This is a genomic window from Streptosporangium sp. NPDC000396, assembly GCF_042898655.1.
Lineage (GTDB): Bacteria > Actinomycetota > Actinomycetes > Streptosporangiales > Streptosporangiaceae > Streptosporangium.
In genome coordinates, this window is record NZ_JBIAZA010000002.1 from 449,129 (window position 1) to 470,984 (window position 21,856).

Annotated in this window: 18 protein-coding genes and 1 riboswitch; of the genes, 7 read left to right on the top strand and 11 right to left on the bottom strand. The window is 70.9% G+C overall.

All coding sequences use genetic code 11. From position 1 onward, the window contains the following. Positions 1-14: 14 nt before the first annotated feature. Positions 15-488, top strand: a complete 474-nt coding sequence (locus ACFY2X_RS04580; RefSeq protein ID WP_389932127.1) for a DUF2255 family protein — start codon at positions 15-17, stop codon at positions 486-488. On the opposite strand, the gene ACFY2X_RS04585 is transcribed toward ACFY2X_RS04580, so the two are convergent. After that, positions 463-3,183 (bottom strand): ATP-binding protein, encoded by a 2,721-nt coding sequence (locus tag ACFY2X_RS04585; RefSeq protein ID WP_389932129.1) that lies wholly within the window; start codon positions 3,181-3,183, stop codon positions 463-465. The two genes, ACFY2X_RS04580 and ACFY2X_RS04585, sit on opposite strands and share 26 nt — an antisense overlap. A 162-nt stretch (positions 3,184-3,345) precedes the next feature. Here ACFY2X_RS04585 and ACFY2X_RS04590 point away from each other — a divergent pair, with 162 nt between their 5' ends. The 3 genes from ACFY2X_RS04590 to ACFY2X_RS04600 are packed head-to-tail and all read left to right on the top strand — an operon-like array spanning position 3,346 to position 6,483. Next, positions 3,346-4,707 carry an MFS transporter gene (locus tag ACFY2X_RS04590; RefSeq protein WP_389932131.1) on the top strand — a complete coding sequence of 454 codons (1,362 nt, stop codon included), beginning with the start codon at positions 3,346-3,348 and terminating at the stop codon, positions 4,705-4,707. After that, positions 4,700-6,043 carry a carotenoid oxygenase family protein gene (locus ACFY2X_RS04595; RefSeq protein ID WP_389932133.1) on the top strand — a complete coding sequence of 448 codons (1,344 nt, stop codon included), beginning with the start codon at positions 4,700-4,702 and terminating at the stop codon, positions 6,041-6,043. Before ACFY2X_RS04590 ends, ACFY2X_RS04595 begins: the two co-directional genes overlap by 8 nt. Further along, the gene (locus ACFY2X_RS04600) at positions 6,043-6,483 is read left to right on the top strand and encodes an SRPBCC family protein (protein ID WP_389932135.1); all 441 of its coding nucleotides are present in this window, start codon (positions 6,043-6,045) and stop codon (positions 6,481-6,483) included. The genes ACFY2X_RS04595 and ACFY2X_RS04600 overlap by 1 nt, the downstream gene beginning before the upstream one ends. Before the next feature lie 56 nt (positions 6,484-6,539). On the opposite strand, the gene ACFY2X_RS04605 is transcribed toward ACFY2X_RS04600, so the two are convergent. Genes ACFY2X_RS04605 through ACFY2X_RS04615 form a run of 3 tightly spaced genes read right to left on the bottom strand, consistent with a single transcriptional unit; the run spans position 6,540 to position 9,257 of the window. Next, positions 6,540-6,950 (bottom strand): MarR family winged helix-turn-helix transcriptional regulator, encoded by a 411-nt coding sequence (locus ACFY2X_RS04605; RefSeq protein WP_389932137.1) that lies wholly within the window; start codon positions 6,948-6,950, stop codon positions 6,540-6,542. Positions 6,951-6,968: 18 nt separating this feature from the next. Next, entirely contained in the window at positions 6,969-8,369 is a 1,401-nt protein-coding gene (locus ACFY2X_RS04610; protein ID WP_389932139.1) for an MFS transporter, read from the bottom strand. Between the two features lie 45 nt (positions 8,370-8,414). Continuing rightward, the gene (locus ACFY2X_RS04615) at positions 8,415-9,257 is read right to left on the bottom strand and encodes an NAD(P)H-binding protein (RefSeq protein WP_389932141.1); all 843 of its coding nucleotides are present in this window, start codon (positions 9,255-9,257) and stop codon (positions 8,415-8,417) included. A gap of 99 nt (positions 9,258-9,356) precedes the next feature. On the opposite strand from ACFY2X_RS04615, the gene ACFY2X_RS04620 reads away from it, so the two are divergent. Then, positions 9,357-9,857 carry a MarR family winged helix-turn-helix transcriptional regulator gene (locus ACFY2X_RS04620; protein WP_389932143.1) on the top strand — a complete coding sequence of 167 codons (501 nt, stop codon included), beginning with the start codon at positions 9,357-9,359 and terminating at the stop codon, positions 9,855-9,857. A gap of 40 nt (positions 9,858-9,897) precedes the next feature. Here the strand turns inward: ACFY2X_RS04620 and ACFY2X_RS04625 are convergent, their stop codons facing one another. The 3 genes from ACFY2X_RS04625 to ACFY2X_RS04635 form a co-directional block, all read right to left on the bottom strand. Further along, a complete protein-coding gene (locus ACFY2X_RS04625; RefSeq protein ID WP_389932145.1) occupies positions 9,898-10,281 on the bottom strand; it encodes an STAS domain-containing protein in 384 nt (127 codons plus the stop codon). Positions 10,282-10,549: 268 nt separating this feature from the next. Further along, positions 10,550-11,467, bottom strand: coding sequence for a CHAP domain-containing protein (locus ACFY2X_RS04630; RefSeq protein WP_389932149.1), 918 nt, complete (start codon positions 11,465-11,467; stop codon positions 10,550-10,552). 215 nt (positions 11,468-11,682) lie between these two features. Continuing rightward, positions 11,683-11,864, bottom strand: a riboswitch (cyclic di-AMP (ydaO/yuaA leader). Between the two features lie 149 nt (positions 11,865-12,013). Further along, positions 12,014-12,661: a DUF305 domain-containing protein gene (locus ACFY2X_RS04635; protein ID WP_389932152.1), complete on the bottom strand. Its 648-nt coding sequence runs from the start codon at positions 12,659-12,661 to the stop codon at positions 12,014-12,016. A 613-nt stretch (positions 12,662-13,274) separates the two neighbouring features. Between ACFY2X_RS04635 and ACFY2X_RS04640 the strand changes: the two genes are divergently transcribed. After that, entirely contained in the window at positions 13,275-13,877 is a 603-nt protein-coding gene (locus ACFY2X_RS04640; RefSeq protein ID WP_389932156.1) for a neutral zinc metallopeptidase, read from the top strand. Between the two features lie 109 nt (positions 13,878-13,986). On the opposite strand, the gene ACFY2X_RS04645 is transcribed toward ACFY2X_RS04640, so the two are convergent. Continuing rightward, positions 13,987-15,582, bottom strand: coding sequence for an ABC transporter permease (locus tag ACFY2X_RS04645; protein ID WP_389932159.1), 1,596 nt, complete (start codon positions 15,580-15,582; stop codon positions 13,987-13,989). Then, complete coding sequence (locus ACFY2X_RS04650) at positions 15,579-16,475, bottom strand: ATP-binding cassette domain-containing protein (protein ID WP_389932162.1); 897 nt, start codon at positions 16,473-16,475, stop codon at positions 15,579-15,581. The genes ACFY2X_RS04645 and ACFY2X_RS04650 overlap by 4 nt, the downstream gene beginning before the upstream one ends. Positions 16,476-16,655: 180 nt before the next feature. Between ACFY2X_RS04650 and ACFY2X_RS04655 the strand changes: the two genes are divergently transcribed. After that, on the top strand, positions 16,656-17,297 hold the full coding sequence (locus ACFY2X_RS04655) for a hypothetical protein (RefSeq protein WP_389932165.1): 642 nt from the start codon (positions 16,656-16,658) through the stop codon (positions 17,295-17,297). Positions 17,298-17,342: 45 nt separating this feature from the next. Here the strand turns inward: ACFY2X_RS04655 and ACFY2X_RS04660 are convergent, their stop codons facing one another. Together ACFY2X_RS04660 and ACFY2X_RS04665 are read right to left on the bottom strand one after the other, a co-directional pair. After that, positions 17,343-18,512: an FAD-dependent monooxygenase gene (locus ACFY2X_RS04660; protein WP_389932168.1), complete on the bottom strand. Its 1,170-nt coding sequence runs from the start codon at positions 18,510-18,512 to the stop codon at positions 17,343-17,345. 52 nt (positions 18,513-18,564) lie between these two features. Then, a complete protein-coding gene (locus ACFY2X_RS04665; RefSeq protein ID WP_389932171.1) occupies positions 18,565-21,699 on the bottom strand; it encodes a BTAD domain-containing putative transcriptional regulator in 3,135 nt (1,044 codons plus the stop codon). Between the last annotated feature and the right edge of the window lie 157 nt (positions 21,700-21,856).

The window sequence follows — 21,856 nt, forward strand, 5'->3', positions numbered from 1 at the left end:
GAGAACGTGGATCCATGAACACCTTCGTGGACCTCGCCGAGATCGTGATGCGGGTGCGGCGCGAGGACGGCTCCTGGTCGGCCAGGCCGATCTGGGTGGTGGCGGTCGACGGCGACGCCTACGTCCGCTCCGCCTTCGGACACCGCGGCGCCTGGTACCGCGAGGTCCGCGCCGGTGCCGCGGCGGAGATCGAAGCGGCCGGGATGATTCTTCCCGTGCGGTTGGAACCGGTGAGCGACCCCGCGCTGGTTCAGCGGGTCTCGGACGGTTACCGGGCGAAGTACGCGCTCAGCTGGCCCGGCCCGGCGGAGACGATGGCCGCAGGCGAAGCGTGCGCCACCACGATGCGCGTGCTTGTCGTCTCCCGTGCGATCGGCGAGGGCCGCCCCGGAACCTCCCACGCGATCGGCGAAGACCTCCCCGGCCGCCCGGCTGATCGCCCGCCTGGAGAAGAACGGAGCCTCAGCGGATCTCGGGCAGGTTCCTGAGCTGCTTACGTGAGGTGAGGCCGAGTTTCCTGAAGATGTTGCGCAGGTGGGCGTCGACCGTGCGGGGGCTGAGGAACAGCCTTGCGGCGACCTCCTTGGAGGTCGCGCCGTCGGCGACCAGGCGCGCGATGTGCACCTCCTGCATGGTGAGCTGCTCGCTCGCCTGCGACGAGCGGCTACGGGCGTGTTCGCCCGTGGCTCGCAGCTCACCGGCCGCCCGGTCGGCGAACGCCTCCGCCCCCATGCCGGACAGCAGCTCGTGCGCGAGGCGCAGCCGCTCGCGCGCGTCTCGGCGCCGTCCCTGGCGCCGCAGCCATTCCCCGTACAGCAGGTGAGCTCGGGCGCGGTAGACGGCCGCGCGGCAGCCGTCGAGGTGTTCGGCGGCCTCGCGGTAGGCGTCCTCGTTGTCGGTGACCAGCGCCCTGGCGTACGCTTCCACGCCCAGTCCCCAGGCGGCGCCTCCGGCGCGTGTGCGCTCGGCCAGCGACTCCAGTGCCGACGCGGCCAGGTCGTGCTCGCCGCACCGGACCGCCGCCTCGACCAGTTCCGGCAGCGCGAGCCCGCTGAGGGCCAGGTCGTCGAGCTCGACGGCCCGCCGCGCCGACTCCAGCGCGGCCGGATAGTCGCCAAGGCCGTTGTTCAGTACGGCCGTCGCCCAGTGAACGCTGAGGCTCATGCGCTGGCTCGCCGCGAGCACGGCCGTGAACAACTCGGTGGCCTCCTGCCGGCGTCCCCGCAGCGCGGCCAGGTGGAGCCGGGAGTAGACCAGCGGCGAGGCACCGGTGACCTCGGCGATCGCCTCCCCTTCCGAGATCAGCTCCATTGCCGCCCCGAAGTCGCCCGCGTGCGCGGAAGCGGCGGCCAGCATGGCCAGCCCGATGGGCAGGAGATGGAACGAGCCGGACGAGCGGCCCACCTCCACGAGGTGTTCGGCGGTGCCGATGTAGGCGTCGAAGTCCCACACCTCCACCGAGAGCAGGGACGCCAGCGAGGGCCGTCGGACCCACACCTCGTCGTGCACGTCGGCGACGATCGGCCGCAGCGGCGGGATGGCGACCCGGTGGCCGTCGGTGGCCAGGCTGACCAGGCCGTCCAGCACCGCGTCCGCGCTGTCCGGCGGCTGGGGAGCGGGAGGCGCGGACCGGGCCGCCGCAATGATCGTGTCCATTCCGCCGGTGAGCATGCCCATCTCCAGCGCGTCCAGGTAGCAGGCGCGCGACCACTTCGGGTCCGAATCGGCCAGGCGCCGGGCGGCGCGGAGCAGGTAGGTGGTGGCGCCGTCGCCACCTCTGTGCCGGACGAACGAGATCCGGCCGCGCAGCAGGTCGATCCTGGCGAGCTGCCGTTGGTCGAGCGGTCCGGTCTCCGCGGCGGTCAGCAACTCGGCCGCGGCGTCGAAGGCGCCGGCTATGAGCTTGGCCTGTGCCGCGGCGAGCACGCGTTCGGTGCGCCGTTCGGGGTCGAGGGTGAGCTCCGCCGATCGTTCGAGGAAGGCCGCGGCGGCCGCCACTCCTCCGCGGGCCTGTGCGCGAGCCGCGGAGTGTTCGAGTTCGGCCGCCACGTCCTCGTCGGGGCCTGCGCCGGCCTGGGCTCGATGCCAGGCCAGCCGGTCGGGATCCGCCATCGGGTCGGTGGCCGCGGCCAGCGCGTGATGCGCCCTCCGGCGCTCGTCCAGTCCGGCGGCCCGATACACCGCGGATCGCGCCAGGGGATGGCAGAAGCGGATGCGGGTGCCGAACTCGACCAGGGCGGAGGCCTCCGCGGGCCCGGCGCTCGTCACGTCCAGGCCCAGCAGCCCGGCGGCCCGCCACAGCAGGGCCGGGTCACCGACCGGGTCGGCCGCCGCGACGGTCAGCAGCAGCCGCGTGCCGGCGGGCAGGCGTTCCAGGCGGGCCTGGAAGCTCTGCTCGATCCTGCTCGACAGGGGACTCGACAGGGGTGGCGTGTCGGGAAGCGCGAATCCGCCGGCCATTCCGGTCAGTCCCACGCTTCGGGGAAGCTCCAGCAGCGCCAGGGGGTTGCCGCGTGCCTCGGCCAGGATGCGGTCGCGCACTCGCTCGTCCAGCGGGGCGCGGATCTCGGCGGCCAGCAACGCGCGCGCGTCCGCCTCGCTCAGCCCTTCGACGGTCAGGCTCGGCAACCCGTCGAGTTCGGGCAGTCGGCTCGGCTCGCGCAGGGAGAACACCACGGCCACCCGTTCCGCGGCGACCCGGCGAGCGAGGAAGGCCAGCGCTTTGGCCGAGGCGTGGTCCAGCCACTGCGCGTCGTCGACCACGCACAGCAGCGGGCGTTCGCGCACCGTCTCGACCAGCAGCCCCAAGGTGGCGATGCCCACAAGGAACGGGTCGGGCGTGCCCGTGTCCAAGCCGAAGGCGATCTCCAGGGCCTTGCGATGGGGCGCCGGCAGCGCCGCCAGATGGTCCAGCGCCGGAGCGCACAGCTGGTGCAGGGCGGCGAACGGCAGTTCCATCTCGAACTCCGCGCCGGAGGCGTGCACGACCTGGAACCCGGCGGCGGTCTCCCGTATGTGGCCGAGCAGCGCGCTCTTGCCGACGCCGGGTTCGCCGCGCAGGACCAGGGCTCCTCCTCGGCCCTGTCCGGCCGCGTCGATCAGTGTGCCGAGTTGCCGGATCTCATCGTGCCGGCCGATGAGAGGTGAGCGCTGTGCCACCGATCGCCCGGTGCCGGTTCGCATATCCAAAAACGTCCAATCATGTCTGCTTCATATATATCTGCCCCTGCTGCAGGGAAACGTTAGGCGGACGCCGGCCGAGCGGAGTCCAGGGTCGGCGGTCTGGGCGGGATAGGCGATTTCTACCGACGCGAGCGTCGACGCGCCGATGCGAACGTGATCGGCGTGAACAGTCTCCACCTCGAACGGCCGGCCCCGCGGTCCGGCCCCTGGCTGCCGCTGGCGGTCCTGGCGACCGCCCAGTTCCTCGTCGTGCTGAGCACCTCGATCGTGAACGTCGCGCTCCCGGAGATCCGCGCGGGCCTGGGGCTGTCTCCCGCGGGGCTGTCCTGGGTGGTCAACGCCTACGTACTGGTCTTCGGCGCGCTGTTGCTGCTCGGTGGCCGATCCGGCGACGTGTACGGCCTGCGCCGCGTCTTCCTGATCGGTGCGGGCCTGTTCGCGATCTCCTCGCTGGGCGCCGCCCTGGCGAACGGGGCAGGGGTGCTGATCGCGGCCAGGGCCGCCCAGGGCGTGGGCGCGGCGTTGCTGGCGCCGACCGCCCTGGCCCTGGTGCTGACCTTGTTCCCTGCCGGACAGGGGCGCGGGACCGCGCTGGGTGTCTGGGGCGCGGTCTCCGGTGCGGGCGGCGCGGCGGGCGTGCTGCTGGGCGGCATGCTCGGGAACGCGTACGGCTGGCGGTCGGTGTTCCTCGTCATGATCCCCTTCACGGTGGCCGTGATGGCGGCCACCTGGCTGCTGGTCGCCGCCGACCGGCCGCGCGGCGGCCGCCTGGACGTGCCGGGGGCGCTCATGGTGACGGGTGGCCTGGTCGCCCTCACCTACGGCCTGTCCGGCCTGGGCACGCTCACCTCCTGGGCCGCGCTGGGCGCCGGGCCGGTGCTTCTCGGCGCCTTCGTGGTTCTTCAGCGGCGGGCAGCCGACCCGCTGGTGCCCGCGCGGATCTTCGCGGTGGGCTCGGTGGCCGCGGCCAACGCGCTGATGGCGGTGCTCGGCGCGGTCTGGCTCGGGTTGTTCTTCTTCCTGCCGCTCTACCAGCAGCGGGTTCTCGGATACACGCCGATGGAAGCGGGCCTGACCCAGCTGCCACTCGCCTTGATGATCACCATCTCCTCCTGGAGCACACCACGGCTGGCCAGGCGGATGTCCGCCCGGACCCTGCTGGCCGGCGGCCTGCTGGTGCTGGCAGCCGGGCTCGCCTGGCTGTCCCCGGCCCCCGAGAACGGCACCTTCCTCATCGACCTGCTCGGCCCCTCGCTGCTGGTCGGCGCCGGCCTGGGGGTGGCCTTCGTCCAGCTCACCACCCTGTCCTCGGCCGGTGTCCCGGCCGAGGACAGCGGCCTGGCCGGCGGCCTGATCAACGCCACCCGCCAGATCGGGGGCGCGATCGGGCTGGCCGTCCTGACCGTCGTCTCCGTCACGAGCGGGTACGGCGGAGCCTTCCTGGCCTCCGCCGTACTCGCCCTGCTGACCGCACTGCTCTCCGTTGTCACTGTCAGAAACCGAAAGGACATGATCCGTGAGTGATCTGCCCGTGCCGTATATCACCGGCCATTTCACACCCGTCACCGACGAGATCACCGCACATGAGCTGACCGTCCATGGCACGCTGCCGCAGGAGCTGAACGGGCGCTACTTCCGCAACGGTCACAATCCCAAGCCGGGCATCACCCCCACCCACTGGTTCAGGGGCGCGGGCATGATCCACGGTGTGCGCCTGACCCAGGGCCGCGCCGAGTGGTACCGCAACCGCTGGGTGCGCACCCCGTTCCTGGACGGTGTGCCGTTCACCGGGACGGAGCTGGAGGTCAGCGCCGCGGCCACCAACATCATCTTTCACGGTGGCCGCTACCTGGCGCTGCAGGAGGCCAACCTGCCCTGGGAGGTCAGCGCCGAGCTCGACACGATCGGCGTCTACGACTTCGGCGGCAAGCTGACCAGCGCGATGACCGCCCACCCCAAGGAGGACCCGGTCACCGGGGAGCTGCACTTCTTCAGCTACAGCCCGTTCCCGCCGTACCTGACCTACTACGTCGCCGCCGCCTCGGGTGAGATCATCCGCACGGAGATCATCGACGGCTCGGGGCCGTCGCTCATGCACGACTTCGCCATCACCGAGCAGCACGTGGTCTTCCTCAACTCTCCCGTGGTGTTCGACCACGCCGAGCACTCCGGAATCCCCTACCGCTGGCACGACGACGTCCCGTTCCGGATCGGCGTGATGCCGCGCACCGGGCCGGCCAAGGTCACCTGGTTCGAGGTGGAGCAGGCGGCGCTGCTTCACGTCACCAACTCCTACGTCGATCCGCAGGGGCGCGTGGTGCTCGAAGGCCCTCGCTACGACCGCGCCTCCTGGGAGAACTCGTGGAAGTGGTGGGTCGGCGCGCCCGGCTACGGCACCAGCCCCGACGCCGGATCGACCTTCCACCGCTGGGTCCTCGACCCGGCCACCGGCAAGGCCACCGACGAGCCCCTCGACGACCTGGCCACCGAGTTCCCCTCGATCAACGACGCCCACACCGGTCTGGTCAACCGCTACAGCTACGCCGTCGCCTTCCCCGGCGCGGGCCTTTCCGGATACGCGACCATCAAGTTCGACACCGCCACCGGACGGCAGCAGCTGCTTCGCCACGGTGAGGACCGCATGCCCGGCGAGGCGGTCTTCGTCCCCGCCGCCGGTGCCGTCAACGAGGACGACGGATACCTGCTCACCATCGTCAGCGACCTCAAAGCCGACGCCTCCCAGCTGCTCGTCCTCGACGCGAGCGACATCCGCCGTGACCCGGTCGCCGTCGTCGAGCTGCCCCGCCGGGTTCCCGCGGGCATTCACGGCCACTGGATCCCCGACACGGAGGAGTTCTGATGATCACTGGAATCGACACCGAAGCGGCCGTCGTCGTACGTCGCGGCATCATGGTCAACGCGCCGCTGGGGAGAGTCTGGGACCTGCACACCGACGTGTCGTCCTGGCCGTCGTGGCAGCCGGACATCACCGCCGCCCGCGCCGATGGGCCCCTGGTGCCGGGAGCGGTCTTCCACTGGCACACCGCCGGGCTGGACATCGCCTCCACCGTCTACGCGGTCGAGGCTCCCTCCCGCATCCTCTGGGGCGGCCCCGCGCACGGCATCACGGGCATCCACCAGTGGACGTTCGACGAGGAAGACGGTGCGGTGCACGTGCGCACCGAGGAGTCGTGGGACGGCGACCCGGTCCGCGCCGACGTCGAGGGCCTGCGGGTCGCGCTCGACGGCTCGCTGGCGGCCTGGCTCGAACACCTCAAGAAGGCCGCAGAGAGCGCCTGACCAGCGCGGAGAGCGGCTGATCGGCACCGTGTGGCGGCATCCCGCCGCCACACGGGTCACTCGGAGAGGTTGTGGGTCATGCGCTCAAGGACACTGACGGCCGTCTGGTACTCCTGGAGGGAGATGCCGCGCATCGACAGGTCGCGGAAGGCGTCGACGCGTTCGGCGACCGTGGCGAGGCGGGCTCTGCCGTCGTCGGTCAGGGCGAGCAGGGCCGGTTCGGGGCGGGACACCCAGCCGCCGGCGAGTACGGTGTCGATGGCGGCGGTCAGGGTGGGCGCGTCGGCGTTCGCTCCGAGGACGGCCAGGACGTCGGCGTCGGTGGCCTGGGGGGTTTCCTCGACGACGTTGAGGACCTGCCAGGCGATCCGGGTGAGGCCGAACTCGCCCAGCATCGAGTTCATGTAGCCGGTGAGGGCCTTGTCGGTGCGGTTGAGCCAGTAGCCGATGGGCTTGGCGGTGTTCATGGCTGCTCCTGAGGGTGCTCAGTGGTGGTTGGACTGCGCCTTGCGCGGCAGAAGCCGGACGAGAGCGCAGCAGGCAAGAGCGAGGGCGGTGACGACCGCCAGGCTCCGCTCCGTGCCGTGGGAGGAGTGGAAGTAGACGGTGGTGATGGCGGCGGCGCCGATGCTGTTGGCCAGCTGCTGGACCGCGGAGAGCGAGCCGCTGGCGCTGCCGGACTCCTTCGGGTCGATGTCGCCGAGGGTGACCTGGTAGACGCTGCCGAAGCAGGCGCCGAGGCCGAGGCCGGAGACGAACACCGGGACGATGAGCGCCCAGGTGGTCAGGGCGGCGCCCTGGGCGTGGACCAGGATGAGCAGCGAGGCCGTACCGGCCAGGACGAGAGCCAGGCCGATCATGATGAGGGTGCGTCCCAGGCGGGCGAGAAGGTTGTGCGCGGCGATCGAGGCGACGATGATGCCGGCCGCGATGGGCGCGAGATCCAGGGACGCCTGACCCGGTGTGTGGCGCAGGACGTCCTGCACGAAGAGAGAGAGGATGAAGAGCAGCCCCGAGACCGCGGCGTAGAAGACGAGCCCGAGGATCAGGCCGGAGGTGAAGCCGCGGTTCTTCAGCAGCGACGGCTCGATGAGCGGGTTCGGTGCGGTGCGCTGACGGCGGCAGAAAAGGCCGAAGAAGACGACGCCCAGGATCAGGGACAGGATCGGGGCGATCGTCCAGCCGTGGCTGGAGCCGTCGATCAGCCCGTACAGCAGGCCGAGCATCGTGACGGCGAGGAGGCCTGAGCCGGGACCGTCGACGGTGACCGTCCGGTCGCCGGTGTCGCGGGGCAGGAGCCGGACGGCCATGCCGATCGCGAGGCCGCCGAGCACAATGTTGATCAGAAACATGGGGCGCCAGCCGAGGCCGAACAGGTCGGCGTTGATGAGGAACCCGGCCAGGACCGGGCCGCTGATCGCGGACAGGCCCAGGGCGGGGACGAACACGCCGAAGGCCTTGCCGATCTCGTCACGCGGGAACACCGCGCCGAGGATGCCGAACCCCTGCGGGATCAGCAGGGCGCCGAAGGCCCCCTGGAGCAGCCGGAAGACGACGACGGACGTGGGGTCGAAGGCCAGGCCGCAGCCGATGGACATGAGTGTGAATCCGGTGATCCCGGTCAGGAACAGGCGGCGGCGGCCGTACTTGTCGCCGAGCCGTCCGCCGACCACCAGCAGGACGCCCATGGCCAGGGCGTAGCCGGCGCCGAGCCACTGGACGAGGGCGTCCCCGCCGTGCAGGTCGGCGGCGATGGTCGGGGCTGCGATGTTGGTGATCGTCGCGTCCAGCAGGTCGAGGATCGAGGCGAAGAGGACGACGGCGAGGACGGCCCACCGGCGGCGGCCGGTGGTCTGCGGTCCGGCCGGGGGCGAAACGGTGGTCATGGAGATGCCTAGGGGGAAAGGGACGGGCTGTGCGGCCCGTCCGGATCAATGCTGGGTGAAGGCCGCGGCGTTCTCGCGGGCCCACTGCTCGAAGTCGCGGGCGGGCGTGCCGAGGAGGGTCTCGGTGGTGTCGGCGATGACGGCGGGGCCGGCGGAAGCGGCCGCCCACAGGTCGAGCAGCGAGCCGACCATCGGAGCCGGCATGTACTGGCTCATCTGCTGTTCGGCTTCGGTGCGGGTGATCTGCTCGACGGGGATGTCGCGGCCGAGGACGTCGGACAGGATGACGAGCTGCTCGCGGAAGGTGAGCGACCGCGCTCCGGTGAGGGTGATCTCGCGGCCGGTCAGTGAGTCGCCGGTGAGGGCCTCGACGGCGATGTCGGCGATGTCGTCGGTGTGGATGGGCGCGATGTGGGCGTCGGGGTAGGCGAGCTGAATGGGCATTCCCTGCCCGATGAAGTAGGCCCAGCCGAGCGCGTTGCTGGCGAAGGCGTCCGGGCGCAGGAACGTGCGGGTGAGCTCGGAGCCGGCCAGCGCGCGCTCGACCTGGAGGCTGTGGCCGGCGAGCGGGTCGCTCTCGGCGCCGGGGGCCAGGACCGAGGACGACGACAGCAGGACGACGTGCTCGACGCCGGCGGCCTCGGCGGCCTTGATCAGGTCATGGATGCCGCTCGGCTCGGGATAGAGGAACACCTGGCGGACGTCCCGTAGTGCGGCTTCGAAGGTTTCGGGCCGGGACAGGCCCAGCTCGGCGACCTCGACGCCGTCCGGGACGGTCAGCTCGGCGGGGTTGTTGCTGGCGGCGCGGACGCTGTGGCCGGCGGTGTGCAGGCGCTTGATGATCGCCTGGCCGACCTTGCCGCGGGCGCCGGTGATGAGGATGGTCACGTTCAGTTCCTTTCGTCGGTGAGGACATATGCATGCTTACATGCACACGTTTTCATGTCAACACATGTATGTGTGATGTGGTGGATGTAGCATGTGCGCATGACGACGAAGGAGCCGAAAACAGCCGATGAGCTGCTGAACGCGGTCGGGCCGGCGTTCGGGAAGCTACGCCGTTCCTCCCTGCTGGAGGTGGAGAGCCCCATCTCCGCCAAGGACCTGAGCCGGACCCTGGTGCTGAACATCGTCTTGGAGGCCGAGCAGGACGGTGGGCGCGAGATGACCGTCGGCGCGATCGCCGAGCACCTCGGCGTGGACCCCTCGGTGGCCAGCCGCATGGTCAGCGACTGCATCTCCGCCGGCTACCTGGTCCGCGCCGCCTCCCAGGAGGACGGGCGCCGTACGGTCCTCCACCTCAGCCCAGGCGGCACCGACCTGATGGCGCGCTTCCGCCGCCACCAGCGCGCGACCTACGAGCACATCACCGCGGACTGGTCCGAGCAGGACCGTCTGGAACTCGCCCGCCTCATGCTCAAATACGTCGCCGCCCAGGACAGCCTGCGCCACCGGGCCGCGTCGAAGGGAAGAACCCCGGCCTCCTGAGCACGGCGCCACACGGCGGAACTCGCCGGTTCCGGTGGGATCACCGGCCGGCTTCGGTGCCCGCCTGGCGCAGGGCCTCATCGCGGCTGGTGTGCTGTTCGAAGGCGTTGTGCAGTCCGGTGCGATACAGCAGCCGTTCCAGGTTCCCGTGAACGCCGCTGAGCATCAGCCGTACCCCGTCGGTCTGGCTGCGGTGCAACGCCAGAACCAGCTCGCTCATCCCGACCGAGTCGCAGAAGGAGACCTCCGACATGTCCACGATCAGCACCGGCGTGGCGGGAGGCAGAGCCGCCGCGCGCAGGTGCTTGCGCAGCGTCGGCGCGGTGATCAGGTCGAGTTCGCCGCTGACGGAGATGACGGTCACTCCGTCGCACTGGTGTGATGAGACGCGGAACATCGGCGGGTGTTGCCACTGTGATGTCATGGCCGGCTCTTCATCGTCGCGGTTCGCAGGTCGGCATCCGCTCGACACCGCGAGAGGAGGGCGTCAAACCCGTCCTCGTCCACATTGTGATCACTGGTATTCACCGAGGGTTCCCTCACCACCGGCCGCTGTCCTTACCGGTTACCTCCCCACGCCCACGGATCGAAACGAGCGGAGGGGTCTTTTTGCCTGACCATGGAGATTCGCGCCCGCTGGGGGCGCGACTCCACCATGGACGGCCGTCGCGGTCCGAGAAGGACCGGCGTCATCAGGCCGGCAGGCCGAACGCGGCCTGGCGGTGCCGTCCCGTGGCCGGACCGGCGGACGACGTCCTGCCTCTGGTCCACCTGACGAGAAAAACGACGCAGAGCAATGCCGTCACAGCCACCGCGGAAACCGTGGTCTCCTGCATGACAGGCAGATCGCCGAAGTCGGATCCACTGAGCGCGCCGCTCGTGCTCGCGAAAGCCCGCACGGTCGGCGCGGCGTCGGATCCCGCCGCCATGGCCTGCGGTTTCGCCGGATCGTTCGGCTTCGGGAGGCCGGCGACGGCCTGATCCCCGTCCCTCGCCTCCTGGGCCTCCTGGGGTGCGTTTTCCACCTCCCAGGTCTCCTGAGGTGTGTTATCCGTGTCCTGGATCTCCTGAAGGTCGTTCTCCATCTCCCGGATCTCCTGAGGTGCGTTCTTCACCTCCCAGACCTTGCGTTGCCCGTCCTTCGCCTTCCAGACCTTGCGGGGAAGGCCGTAGCCCACGACCTTGCTCTGATCCCGCACCTTTCGCTTGAGCCATACGCCGTCGACGTTGGCCTCAATGGTTTTGATCTTTCTGCCGTTGACTCTTTCCACGATGCCGACGTGGTCGATGCCATTGATGTTCTTGGAGCCCGACCAGTCGTAGAACACCAGGGCACCCGGCTCGGGCTTGTCGCTCCAGGCGTCATGCCTCCGGAACCACTTCGCGTGGTCGACGGTGTAGGCGAACTCTCCGACGTAGTCCTGAATGCCTGCCTGGTGGGCGGCCCAGGTGACGAACATGTCGCACCACGGTGCGGTTTTGAAGGACGGCGTGCTGGTGTCGACGTTGGTGTAGTACCAGCGGCCGAACTTGGTGGAGCCGTTGTTCTTCTCGCGATAGCCGAGAGCTTTTCGGGCAGCCTCAAGCAGCCCCTCGGGGATGGAACGCACGGGGATGGGGGTCTTCCTCTATCGGACGGAGCTATCGGACGGAGCGACCGCGCGAGGGGACGGCCGACGGCTCGGGTCCGTGGCCGGCGCGGTGGGGGATCACGTCGTGGGTCCGGTCAGGCTGTCCCGGACCGGAGGTCTCTCACGGCCCGCCATCCGATGGGGTACTGCCGCAAGCGCGGCGTCCGATGGGGCGAGTGGGGTGCTCCACCCGTCTCTCCTCTCCTTGACCGCTTACCGGGTTAGCTGACGGGTTCGGGCCAGGAGTTGCCCTACCGCCGCGTGCGCGGCGGATTCACCCCGGGCGAGACGGGAGAGTCTTCGGTCTCGCATATGGGTCCCCGGTTCCCGTGACGGAGCCGTCTCCGTCACGCGTGGGATTCAGCGGCAGACCGGCTGCCTTCCGGGTGAAGGCAGGTCGCCGGTCATTACGGTGGAATGTAGTAGTAAAATCTCGCAAAGGTAAATAAATCACCACATAAAGGACAAAAGATCTACCTCCTCATCGGCCCACGGCTTCGCCCTCGAACTCGGCCATCACGCGATCTAGAGCCGGTCGAGGAGCTTCTGCATCTCCTGGATCTCCGCCTGCTGGGCGTTCTCGATGGTCCCGGCGAGTTCCTTCGCCCGAGAAGTGGCTCCCTGCGCCTGCTCCATCTTCGACATCTCGATCGCCCCCCCATGGTGGGCGATCATCATCCGCAGGAACATGCGGTCGAACTCCGCGCCCGTGGCCGCCTCAAGCTCCTCCATGTCCTCATCGCTCATCATCCCGGGCACGCCGTGGCCCTTCATTCCCGGGGACATGCCGTGCCCCTCTCCTCCGGAGGACGCCGAGGGCTCACCCCACTCCGACAGCCAGCCCGTCATGGTGGCGATCTCCGGCTCCTGGGCGGCCTTGATCCTGGCTGCCAGATCCTTGACCTCCGGACTCCTGGCGCGCGTCTCGGCCAGCTCGGCCATCTCCACGGCCTGCTTGTGGTGCTCGATCATCATCCGCGCGAACATGACGTCGATGTCGCTGAAGGACGTGTCCGCCTGCCGGCTCGGGGAGGTGGCCGAGCTGCTGGGCGTGTCGACGAGCCCGGCCATGGCGCCGTCGCCGTTTCCGCAGGCGGTGAGCAACACGAGCGCGCCGGCTCCCGCCGTGACGGCCAGCGCGAGCCCGTGCGTGACGGGTCGGTTGATGAACATGGGCGTCGTTCCCTTTCCGGATCCTCGAATCCCGTCACGCCTTGCCGGGGCAGGCCCCGGGCTCCCGCGCGTGCACCCGGCCTGTGTACGGAGAACCGGAAGCCGTGCCAGACGTAGCGCGTATGTGCCCGGAGACGACCTGGCCATACGGGGTGACCTACAGGTTTTGACAGGGCCGAAGAAAGCTTGACGTTTTGACCGGAAAGTGCGGAGACAAGTGATTATGAACTGCCCGGCCATGCCGTCCGCCCTTCGCCGGCGATGGGTACGGAGGGCGGTTCTCACGCGCTGTGCGGCGTCGCCTCGGCTGGACGCGCCAGGAGTCCTAAGCTGTCTGATCGTGCGCTTCCTCCCGCCCGGTGCCGGCTCCCCGCTTCTCCGACGCTCGGCTGCCCTCCCGCGACGGGCCCTTATGGCGACCCTGGCGACCGTGTGCCTGACGGTCCTGTCATCGGGAGCCGCATGGGCCGCCCCGTCCGCCTCGCCTGCCCCATCCGCCCCGTTCGCCTCGCCTGCCCCATCCGCCCCGTCCGCCTCGCCCAAGAGCCCGCTGCTGAAGACGGGGAAGCTGGCGGTCACGTCGTGCCCGGAGCCGCCGATCATCGACGGAGGCATGCCTCGGACGCGTGAATATCTGACGGCGGCCATGAAATGTCTGAACAAATCATGGTCCGCCCACTTCGCTCGCGCCGGGCTGAGGTTCCGCGCACCCGCGGTCCGCTTCTACGAGGAGCCCGCGCAGCGCGTGTGCGGAGTCCGCTGGCCCGCCAACGCCGCGGCCTTCTACTGCACGGAGCAGGCCACCTTGGTGTTCCCGCTCACGGGCAACTGGATCGAGGACCGGACCGACCTGTACCCCCTCAAGGTGGCGGCCCACGAATACGGCCACCACCTGCAGAGCCTCACCGGCGTCAGAGACGACTACGAGGCTCGTGCCCGCTCCGATCGGGCCCGCCAGGCCGAGTTCGGCCGCCGCTACGAGCTTCAGGCGGACTGCCTGTCGGGCGTGTTCCTGGGCAGCGTGCAACGCTCCCTGCCACGCACCGGGCAGGACTGGGAGGCGCTGTCCGACATGCTTCGCGCCAGCGGTGACGACGGCGAGTACCGCACCCACGGCACCGGCGCCAACCGGGTCCGCTGGTTCAATCGCGGTTACCACGCGGTCTCTCCCACCGCCTGCGACACATGGACCGCCGTGCCGTCCATGGTGTCCTGACCGGTGGAAACACCCGTGGGAGCACGGCCGGGGCCCGAAGCGGGCACACGCCTGTCTCGTCGTCGGAACTCCCGCCAGGGAAGCGGGCACGTCCGCGGCCGGACGTTCGTCAGCCGCCGGCCAGGTCACGTCGCTGGAATCCGGCGATCCCGGCCAGGACCAGCGCCACGGTGACGCCGGCCAGCCAGAGGAGGGGCGCCGCGGTCACCTCCCCGCCGGGGACCCGCGGCAGGTGGGCGAAAGGCGAGAGGTCGCGGATGCGCTCGTCGATCCGGAGTAGTTCGCCGAGCTGGCCGAGCAGGACGAACGCCACCAGGGCCGCCCACGCGAGGGCGGTCAGCCTGGGCAGCAGCCCGAACAGCAGCGTCGTGATGCCGGCCAGCACCCACACCGCCGGCGCCTGGACCATGGCCGAGCCGAGAACACGCACGACCTGGGTGGGGTCGCCGACGCGCAGCCCGTGGGCGAGACCGGCGGCCAGGCCCGCCGCCGTGAGGATCACCGTGGCGCCGCCCAGCGCCCACACCAGGTGGCCGGCCAGCCATCGACGGCGGAGAACCGCCGTCGCCAGAATCGGTTCGGCGCGGAGTGCGGTCTCCTCGGCGCGCAGGCGCAGCGTCGCCTGTACGGCGTAGCCGCCGGCGACCAGGCCGAGCAGGCCCATCTCGGTGGACAGGAAGGCGTCGACGATCGCACCTTCGCCGCCGAGCCTGGCCATCAGGTCGGCGAGCTGCGGATTGTCGCCCACGAGGTCGCCCACGCTCGCCGCCAGCGAGCCGAACACCGTTCCCACGACGGCGAAGCCGACGGTCCAGCCGAGCAGCGTGCCGCGGTGCAGCCGCCAGGCCAGCGCCAGCGGGCTGCCCAGGTGCCGGGCGGCGGTCGCGGGACCGCGCCGGGGCGGCAGCAGCCCCGCGCCCACGTCGCGGCGCCTGGCCATCAGGTCGGCGGCGATCACCAGACCCAGCCCGGCCAGGGCGAACAGGCCGAGCAGCCACCAGCGTTCGCCGGCGAAGGCCCGCACCCGCTGGGCCCAGCCCAGGGGAGACATCCAGGACAGCGCGGCGTTGTCGGTCGAGTCGCCCGCCGCCCGCAGCAGGAAGGACAGGCCGAGCGCGGCCGAGGCGACGGCGTTGGCCGTGCGGGCGTTCTCGGTCAGCTGCGCGGCCAGCGCCGCGACCCCGGTGAACACCCAGCCCGTCCCGGCGACCGCGAGGCCGAAGGCGAGCGCGCCGGAGGCGGGAAGTCCCTGCCCGGCCAGGCTGAGCGTGACGAGCAGGGCGATGCCGAGGTTCGCCCCGCCCACCACGGCCACGGCCGCCACCGGGAGCGCGTGGCGGCCGACCGCCCCGGCGCCGATCAGCTCGGCGCGGCCGGTCTCCTCCTCGGCGCGGGTGTGCCTGGTCACGACCAGGATGCTCATGAGGCTCGCGAGGACGGCGGCGATGGTGGTCACGCGCCAGGCGGTCAGGCCGCCGACCGAGGCCGGGTCGAAGACCGGGCCGGTGAGCGCCCGCAACGCGGAGTTGGCGCCGATGGTGACACCAAGCGCGAGCCGCTGCTCCATGTCCGGGTACAGCTCGGCGATCGCCGAGGCGGTGACGGTCACGATCCCGGTGACGGTGGCGATCCAGATCGGCAGCAGGAGGCGGTCGCGGCGCAGGGCGAGCCGGATCAGCGTGCCGGCCCCGGTAAGGGAGATCATGATTCGGCCATCTGGTAGTGCCGTAGGAACAGCTCTTCCAGGGTGGGCGGGCGGCAGGTCAGACCACGCACGCCGGCCTCGGTGAGCACGCGCAGGACGCCGTCGAGCTTGTCGGCGTCCACCTCGAAGCGCACGCGCGAGCCGTCGGCGGCCAGGCCGTGCACGCCCGGCAGCGCCGCCAGCCCGGCCGGCGGCCGGACGAGCTCGGCGGTGATCGAGGTGCGGGTCAGGTGGCGCAGCTGGGCCAGCGTCCCGCTCTCGACCGCCCGGCCCTCGCGGATGATCGTCACCTGGTCGCACAGCGCCTCGACCTCGGACAGGATGTGGCTGGACAGCAGTACGGTACGGCCGTTGCTCCGCTCCTCGGCGATGCAGTCGCGAAATACCGCCTCCATGAGCGGATCCAGTCCGGATGTCGGCTCGTCCAGCAGTAGCAGTTCCACATCGGAGGCCAGCGCGGCGATGAGGGCGACCTTCTGCCGGTTGCCCTTGGAGTAGGTGCGGCCCTTCTTGGTCGGGTCGAGGTCGAAGCGCTCCAGCAGCGTCGCCCGGCGCCGGGGGTCGAGCCCGCCGCGCAGCCGGCCGAGCAGGTCGATGGCCTCCCCACCGGACAGCGTCGGCCAGAGCACGACGTCGCCCGGCACGTAGGCCAGCCGCCGGTGCAGCTCGACCGCGTCGTCCCACGGGCGGCCGCCGAGCAATTCGGCGTGGCCGGAGTCGGCGCGCAGCAACCCGAGCAGGATGCGCAGGGCCGTTGTCTTGCCCGCGCCGTTCGGGCCGAGGAAGCCGTGCACCTCGCCCGTCTGGACGGTGAGGTCGAGGCCGTTCAGGGCGTGGACGGTGCCGAAACGCTTGGTCAGGCCACTGATGAGGACGGCAGGACCGCCTGGCATGGGACCTCCTCGAAGCCGGTCCGATATGTCGTTGCCGACCAGGCTTCCCGGCGCTCCGGGCTTGACAGTAACAGCGCCGGACGGGCTTATCCAGGCCCGGATTCACCGTCGCGGGCCGGTCCTTCTCCCGTTGGCGCCTGGTTGATCGAACCGCCGTTCGGAGCGATACGTGGTGAGAGCATGAAGCACCGGATTCTCGCCGTTCTCCTGTTTCTCGCCGCCACCCTCGCGATCGCCCCCGGTACGGCATGCGCCTGCTCGTGCGCCCGACTTGAGCCGAAGGCCCAGGTGGGGCAGTCGGCCGCCGTCTTCACCGGGACGGTGGTGGCCGTTCGCCAGGTCGAGGGCACTCTCTCCGGGCCTCGGCCGCCGATGGTCTACACCTTCCGCGTCGACCAGGTCTACAAGGGGAAGGCGAGCGTCGAGTTCGACGTCGCCACCAACGCCGACGGGGCGTCCTGCGGGTATGACTTCGACACGGGGTCCCGCTATCTGGTGTTCGCCTCCGAGGGGGAGTCCGGCACGTTCGAGATCGACCCGGGCGTTCCGCTGCGCACCACGCTGTGCTCGGGAAACCGGAGGGTCCAAGCGGGCGAGGCCCCCTTGCGCATGGGGGACGGGGTTCAGAACGCGGAGCCTCTCACCGCCGAGCTTCTCGCCGCTCTCGGTACGGCCACGCGTCCGACGGCGGTCGCGAAGCCTTCTCCGCCGGATGCGGCCGGGGACGGGCCGAGCCCGTTCTGGATCTACGGAGGTGCCGCCGTGGCGGCACTCGGTCTCGCCCTCGCGGGGTGGCGTCTCCTCAGGCGGCGCAGGGTCTGAGGAGACGCCATATCGGCGCACGCTCCGGCATCCCGAGGCGATCCCTCATCTCGTGGAGGAGGACATGCCCAGTGACGTGTAGTCCATGAGCTCGATGTTCGTGGCGAACATGTCGGTCATCTTCATCAGCGCCTTGAACAGCAGCCTGCGCTTGAACATCCAGTTCCGCATTCTGATCCCTTTCCGCGTCGCCGGGGCGAGGAAGGAACCGGCGCCGTTGCCCTGCTTGGACACCTTGGCGTAGCCGCGGAAGGCCTCCTCGTAGTTCCGGAACGCCACCCGGTGGTCGCCGCCGGCCGCCGCCAGCTCGCCGGCCAGCACGTACGCGCCCACGAGGGCCAGCCCGGTGCCGAAGCCGCCCAGGGTGTTGCCGTAGGCGGCGTCGCCGAGCAACACCACCCGGCCCTTGGCGTAGTGGTCGATCTCGACCCGGCTGATCGAGTCGAGATAGAGCTCGCGCGCGTTCGGCATCTTGGCCATGAGTTCGGGGATGCGCCAGTCCCCGCCCCGGTAGGCGTCGATCAGGATCCGCTTCTGCTGCTCGACGTCGTATCGGTCATAGTCCAGTTGCTCGGAGGCGAAGACGAAGAACGCGGGCGCCTTGGGACCGCCGAGCGCCGCCATCCTGCCCGGCTCGTTGTACATCATGCTGCCGGAGTCGATGCCGAGGTCGGCCAGCGCGTAGTGGTAACCGAGGAACCGCACGTACTGGGACTCGGGGCCGAAGGCCAGCCGCCGCACGTTGGAGTGGATGCCGTCCGCGCCAACCACCAGGTCGAAGGTGCGCGGTGCGCCGCGCTCGAAGGTGACGTGCACGCCGCCGGCCGTCTCGGTCAGCGAGGTGATGGAGTCGCCGAAGACGTACTCGCAGTTCCCCGCGGTCTTCTCGTACAGCAGGGCGGCCAGGTCGCCCCGGGAGATCTCGATGGCGCCGCCGGTGAACTCACCCGGCATGACCGCCAGCTTTGTGCCGTTCGCGTCGACGATGACCTGGTCGGTCCCGCCGGTCTGGCGCCGCCGGACCTCCTCCAGGATTCCCATGCGCTCCAGCACGGTGAGGTGGACCGCGCCCTTGAAGTCGACGTTCTGGCCACCGGGGCGGAGGGCGGGTGCCTTCTCGACGACGGTGACGGTGCAGCCGTAGCGGTTCAGCCAGTAGGCGAGCGCGGGGCCGGCGATGCTCGCGCCGGAGATGAGGACCGTGGCGTTCTTCATGTCCACGAGCTTCGCGGGGGGCGCTGACAGCTCGCCGACTACCGGCTGACAGTCACGCGCCCTCGCCGTCGAGCACTGTCAACGCCTCTTCACGGCTCATCGCGGCCCCCCGGGCGAACGCCGCCGCGAACGCCTCCACGCCGATGAGATCCCGGGCGTCCGCGGCGATCCTGGCGACGTCCCGGTCTCCGGTCACGGCCGTCCCGCGCAGCACCACCGCCGCGCCGAGCAGCAGCGCGGCCCGCTGTCCCGCGCCCGCGGCCTGCTGTTCCGCGCCCGCGGCCCGCTGTTCCGCGCCCGCCAGCAGGGCGGCTCCGGCCTCGCCCTCGGCGGCGTCGGCGAGGTCCGACGACGGCGGCGGCCTTCTCGCGGTGGCCAGCGCCTCGCGATGGCGGAGCAGGGCCTCGGTGACGTCGCCCTCCGCCTCGGCCAGCCGACCCAGCGCGGTGAGCACGCGCGCCCGCGTCCCCTCGGCGCCGAACCCCCCGGTCTCCGAGGCGGACAGCGCCAGCTGGAGCCGGTGCCGGGCCTCGGCCAGGTCGCCCTCGAACCGCGCGATCTGCCCCAGCCCCAGGTGGATCGCGGCGGGCGCGCCCGGCTGCCCCGCCCTGTGGGCGAGTTCTTCGGCGTGCCGGTAGTCGACGGCGGCGGCGGCGAGGTCGCCCCTGCGCACCAGCCCCTCGGCCCGGCGCCCCAGCATCTCCGTCCTCTCCTCAAGGGCGCCGAGCTCTTCGAGCAGTTCCAGCGCCTCCCGCCACAGGTCACGGGCGCGTGCCCACTCCCCGCGCCAGCTCGCGAACAGGGCGAGCCAGTCGAGCGCCTGCGCCGTCGCCCAGCGTTCCCCCAGGGAACGGAAGTCGGGCAGCACCTCTCCGAGTTCCCGCTCCGCCTCGGCCAGTTCGCCGTTGAGCGACCTCACCAGGGCCAGGCTCAGCCGTCCCAGGGCCAGGTTCCACGGATCGGTGCCGAGCATCCGGCGCAGCTCGGGGTCCACCGACTCCACCGACTCCGGCGGCCCGGCGATCATGCCCCACAGGACGGCCACGAAGGGATTGCGCAGTGGCCGGTCGAACGACTGAATGATCGCCTCGGCCTGTGTCCGGTGTTCGGGGAGGACCTGGGGGATGGCATAGGCCACGCATGCCACGTACTCCTCCTCCAGTCCCGGGACGGGCTGGGCGATCGTCCGGAGGAGCTCCGCGGCGGCCTCCGCGGCCTCGCTGCGCCGCCCGCTCAGCCACCAGTACGCCGCCAGCGCGGCGACCAGCCGCAGCGCCGTCTCCTGGTCGTCGCGTACGGCCCAGCGCAACGCGGCCATCAGGTTGCTGTGCTCGGCGGAGAGCCGGTCCAGCCACTGGAGCTGTTCGGCCCGGTGGAGGTGGGGGCCGGCGAGCTGTGCCAGGTCGAGGAAGTAGCGGGCGTGGGCGGCGGACAGGAGCTCGTGCTCTCCGGCCTCGGCCAGCTTCTCCGAGCAGAACAGCAGGATCGTGTTGAGCATCCGGTAGCGGTCACCGTCGGCCTCGACCAGCGACTTGTCCACCAGGGCGGCCAGCAGCCCGGCGGCGTCGTCCACGTCGCAGACCGTCTCGACGGCCTCCAGGGACGCGCCCGCCGAGAACACGGTGAACCGCCTGGCCAGCGCCTGCTCGTCCGGTGTGAGCAGGCCCCAGCTCCACTCCACCACCGCGCGCAGCGTCTGGTGGCGGGCCGCCGCCGTACGGTCACCGCGCGACAGCAGCAGGAACCGGCCGTGCTCGGCCAGGCGGGCGGCGATCTCCTCGACGGTGAACGACCGCAGTCGCGCCGTCGCCAGCTCGATGGCCAGGGGCAGCCCGTCCAGTGCCGCGCAGATCCGGGCGACCGTCTCGACGTTGGCCTGCCGTACCTCGAACGCCTGCCGTACGGCCGCCGCCCGGTCGGCGAACAGCCGCACGGACGGATAGCCCAGCGCGTCGGACGGTGCGGAGTCCGGTGGCGGGACGGCGAGCGGTGTCAGCGGCACCAGTGTCTCGCCGGTGATGCCGAAGGGCTCCCTGCTGGTGGCCAGGATGCTCAGCCCCGGGCATTCGCCCAGCAACCTGCGGGTCAGGGTGGCGGCGTCGGCGATCACGTGCTCGCAGTTGTCGAGAACGAGCAGCAGCTCCTGCTCGGCGAGCGCCGCCACCAGGCGCTGCGCGGGGTCGGGCGCGTGTGACGGCTGGAACCCGGCCTCGCGCAGCCCGAGCGCGCCGAGCACCGCCTGGGGCACCTGGGCGCCGCCGTCGAGCGGGGAGAGGTCGACGAAGCACACGTCGTGCGGTGCGCGTCCGGCCGCCTCGATCGCCAGCCGGGTCTTGCCGGTGCCGCCGGGGCCGATGATCGTGATCAGCCGGGAGCCGCGCAGCGCGTCGATCTGCGCGAGCTCTCGCTCACGCCCCACGAAGCTGGTGAGCTGCGCCGCGAGCCGCTGCCGTGGCGCGGGCGGCGGTTGCTCGGCGCGCAGGAGGGACAGGTGGAGCGCGGCGAGCTCGGGCGAGGGGTCGGCGCCGAGTTCCTCGGCGAGCAGCCGCCGGGTCTCCTCGAACACCGCCAGCGCCTCGGCCTGCCGCCCCGTCGCCCGCAGGGCGCGCATCAGCTGCCCGCTGAGCCGTTCCCGCAGCGGATGCGCGGCCACCAGCCGCTGCAACTCGGCCACCGACGTGCCCTCGGGAAGGGCGAGCTCCGCTTCGACGAGATCTTCCGTCGCCGTCAGCCGGAGCTCCTCCAGCCGGGCCACCTGCGCCTGCCCGAAAGGCAGGTCGGTCAGGGCGGGTCCCCGCCACAGGTCGAGCGCCTCCCGCAGCAGCCTCGCGGCGGCGGCGTGGTGGCCCGCAGTCAGCAGCCGCCGCCCTTCGCGGTCGAGCCGCTCGAACCGGTGGACGTCGACGTCGTCGGGGTCGATCGCGAGCCGGTATCCGGCCCCGTGAAGTTCGATCAGCTCGGCGGGCAGGTTGCGGCGGAGGCGGGACACCTGTGCCTGCACCGCGTTGGCGGCACCGGAAGGAGGGGCGTCGCCGTACTGGCCGTCGATCAGCTGCTCCATGCCGACCACCCGGCCCGCGTTCAGCAGCAGCATCACCAGAAGGGCGCGCGGCCGGGGCCCACCCACGATGATCGTCTCACCGGCGGGGGACCGGACGTCCAACGGCCCGAGGATGCCGAACTGCATGGCGTTGATTGTCCCCCATGCCCGCTGCCGCGCGACATCCACCCGAACACCACCCGAACACCGCCCGGACACCGCCGGGACACCCGCCTGTGGGCCCGCAGCCACGGGAAGGACGCGGGCATGTAACTGACATTCTCTAAAAAGAGAGTTACGATTG